Raw genomic sequence first — 3,922 nt, 5'->3', positions numbered from 1 at the left:
TCTTCGACAGCCTGGCCGTAGGCAGCTACTACGTGGTGTTCAACAAAAACACCGCCGTAAATGGGGCCAACTACGTTCCAACTAAGGAAGATGTCAACGCCAATGCCAACGACGCTGATGATTCCGATGCCAATCTTACTGGCCAAACTGAGCCAACCGGGTTTTTGACCAGCGGTCAAAAAAACCTGACGCTCGATGCTGGTTTCTACTTGCCCGTAACAGTGGGTGACACCGCTTTTGTGGACAATGATTTCGATGGCTTACAGGAAGCAGGTGATCAAGGTTTGGCGGGTATAACCGTCACTTTGTACAATGCCGCAACCAATGCTGTGGTCACCACCAACGCATATGGCCTTCCCGTCGTACCACAGATAACCGATGCCACTGGCAAGTACCTATTTGACAGCCTCGCAATAGGCAACTACTACGTGGTGTTCAACAAAAACACCGCTGTAAATGGTACCAACTACGTACCCACAAAGGAAGACGTCAATGCCAATGCTAACGATGCGGACGACTCCGATGCCAATCCTGCTGGCCAAACTGAGCCAACTGGATTTTTGAGCAGCGGTCAAAGCAACCTGACGCTCGATGCTGGTTTCTACTTGCCCGTAACTGTGGGTGACACCGCTTTTGTGGACAATGATTTTGATGGCTTACAGGAACCTGGTGATCAAGGTTTGGCGGGTGTAACCGTCACCTTGTATAACGCAGTAACCAATGCTGTGGTCACGACCAACGCTTATGGTCTTCCCGTGGTACCACAAATAACCGATGCTACTGGCAAGTACCTCTTCGATAGCCTGGCAATAGGCAACTACTACGTGGTGTTCAACAAAAACACCGCTGTAAATGGTGCCAACTACGTGCCCACTAAAGAAGATGTCAACGCCAATGCCAACGATGCAGATGACTCTGATGCCAATCCTGCAGGCCAAACTGAGCCAACTGGTTTTTTGACCAGTGGTCAAAAAAACCTGACGCTCGATGCAGGTTTCTACTTGCCTGTAACTGTGGGTGACACCGCTTTTGTGGACAATGATGGCAATGGTTTGCAAGACCCTACCGACCAGGGCTTCCCTGGTGTAACGGTAACCTTGTACAATGCGATAAACAATACCGTAGTCACTACCAACGCCTATGGCCTTCCGGTGGTGCCACAAGTAACCGATGCCAATGGCAAATACCTCTTCGATAGTCTGGCGGTAGGCAACTACTACGTGGTGTTCAACAAAAACACTGCCGTAAATGGCGCCAACTACGTACCCACCAAAGAAGACGTAAACGCCAACGCCAATGATTTGGATGACTCCGATGCCAATCCTGCTGGACAAACTGACCCAACCGGTCTACTGACCAGCGGTCAACGCAACCTGACGCTTGATGCCGGTTTCTACCTACCCGTAGTTGTAGGCGACACCGCTTTTGTGGACAATGACCGTGATGGTTTGCAGGAAGCTGGTGATCAAGGCCTGGCTGGCGTAACAGTCACTCTATTCAATGCCAACGGCACGCCAGTAACTTTGGATGCGACAGGTATGCCTTATACCAATACAACGAGTACGGGTAACAATGGTAGTTATCTATTTACAAATCTCCCTCCGGGTAGTTATTATGTGGTCTTTGATAAGAGCACCGCAATAAATGGAGCAAATTATGCACCCACCATCCAGAATGTAAACAGCAACGGCAACGACGCTGATGATTCTGATGCCAACCTGACTACAGGTCGTACCGCAGCAACCCCATTTTTAACGAGTGGACAAAGAGATTTGACACTGGATGCCGGTTTCTATCTGCCTGTAACCGTAGGTGACACTGCCTTTGTAGACAATAACTTCAATGGCTTGCAGGATCCTAATGATCAAGGCTTGGCTGGCGTAACGGTTACGCTATACGATGCTTTGACCAATACCGTAGTTACCACCAACGCTTATGGCCTTCCAGTGGTACCACAAGTAACCGATGCCAATGGCAAATACCTGTTCGATAGTCTGGCAGTAGGCAATTACTACGTGGTGTTCAACAAAAACACCGCAGTAAATGGCGCCAACTATGTGCCAACCAAAGAAGATGTAAACGCCAATGCCAACGATGCTGATGACTCTGATGCCAACCCTACTGGCCAAACCGACCCAACGGGTTTACTAACCAGTGGTCAACGCAACCTGACCCTCGATGCGGGCTTCTATCTGCCCGTAAGTGTAGGAGATACTGCTTTTGTGGATAAAAATGGCAACGGTTTGCAAGACCCTACTGATTCAGGCTTACCTGGCGTAACGGTCACCCTTTACAATGCCGTAACCAATACGCCAGTCACCACCAATGCCTATGGCCTTCCAGTGGTACCACAAGTAACGGATGCGAATGGAAAGTACCTTTTCGACAGCTTGGCAGTAGGCAGTTACTACGTGGTGTTCAATGTAACCACTGCGGTTAATGGTAATTTGTATTCCTCTACTGAGCCTAATGTAGGGAACAACGACAGCAAAGATTCTGATGCCGATCCTTTCACGGGTCGCACTCCTGCTACGCCTTTATTAACCAGTGGTCAAAGTAATACGACACTGGATGCCGGCTACGTACTTTGTGCACCGATTTCTTGCATCAACGTGCAGGTGAAATTAGGCAACAACTGCGAAGTATTGATTACCCCTGAAATGGTATTGGTGGGAACCACCAATTATCCATCAGCAGCTGGATTTACCTTCCTGGTAGCCGATATGAATGGTCGGCCAATACCAGGAAACCTGGTGACGGGTCAGTACGCTGGAATGCGCTTGCGTTATTCCATCCAAAGAAACGGCTGTACCGATATTTTGTGCTGGGGTGAAATCCTGGTAGAAGATGGCAGCCGTCCTCGGATTGCACGGACAAGCTTTACGCCCAATCCAGTTTACTGCTTTGATGCCAACTTTATCTTGAATAATCCTAAGACGATTGGTGAACTAGGCGTTAAACCCTCTCCACGGCAGATTCCAGCAGGTACAATTGTATCTGGTGGCAATCTCAATGACGAAGTACTGAACCTGGGGATAGCCGAATTTTTCTACTGCGACCCAACTTGCAAAGTATCTGTAAAATGGAGCGACAGACTGGAAGTTTACGACTGTGATTCGATCAACGCTACGGGTACTTGGGGTAGAATCTACCGGTCATGGGTAGCAACCAGTTGTAATGGAATGATCAAAGACACCGTGCAAGTGATTGTACTGAAGCGCCCTGCGCTAGGTGCATTTGCCTTTACGGGCAAGGGTAAAAAAGACCCTGCGGCACCTGCTTATGATTGGACCGTGACTTACAATACATGCAGTCCTGACAAGGCTTTGATTAAGAAAGAAGACTGGATGCCCCGCATCAACAGCACTTTCCACATGCTGCCGGATTTGGATCGCCGCTTCTTCCTGGATCAGGTTGAGTGCAACTACTCCGTACAAATCAAAGACACCGAGTTTCCGATCTGCAATGGCAAAGGGCTGAAAATCGATCGCGAGATTTATGTCTTCGATTGGTGTAAAGGAGGTATCGTGGATACCTTCCACGTCCTGATCAAAATCGGTGACTTCGAAGCACCAACCTATACTTTAGCACACCATGCACCATTTGAAATTTCAACTGGCCCAATGGATTGTACTGCTGCTTTCCCTGTAACGGTAGCGGGTATCAAGTCAGCTTTTGGTGTAGAAATCAAAGACAACTGTAACCTGGCCAATGCTAGTGTAACAGTATGGACAAAGGATCGCTACGTTAAAGGTATCCTGGTTGCACAAAACACTTGGGATCAAGTGGAATATGCAATCACGAATGGCATGATGATCGGAGTACCAATAGGTAAACACCGCATGAAAATCGAGGCTTTCGATGGTTGTTACAATGCCAGCGATTACACTTTCGATTTCGAAGTGAAAGACAAGATTGCACC

General features: G+C 48.3%; 1 protein-coding gene. It reads left to right on the top strand.

What is annotated here, in order from left to right; translation table 11 throughout:
- The coding region (locus ABW391_RS28855) for an SdrD B-like domain-containing protein (RefSeq protein ID WP_353485372.1) at window positions 1-3,922 on the top strand (3,922 nt) is incomplete at both ends.

It is taken from the genome of Haliscomenobacter sp., from assembly GCF_040403615.1.
Lineage (GTDB): Bacteria > Bacteroidota > Bacteroidia > Chitinophagales > Saprospiraceae > Haliscomenobacter.
This window is presented reverse-complemented; position numbering and strand designations above follow the sequence as displayed.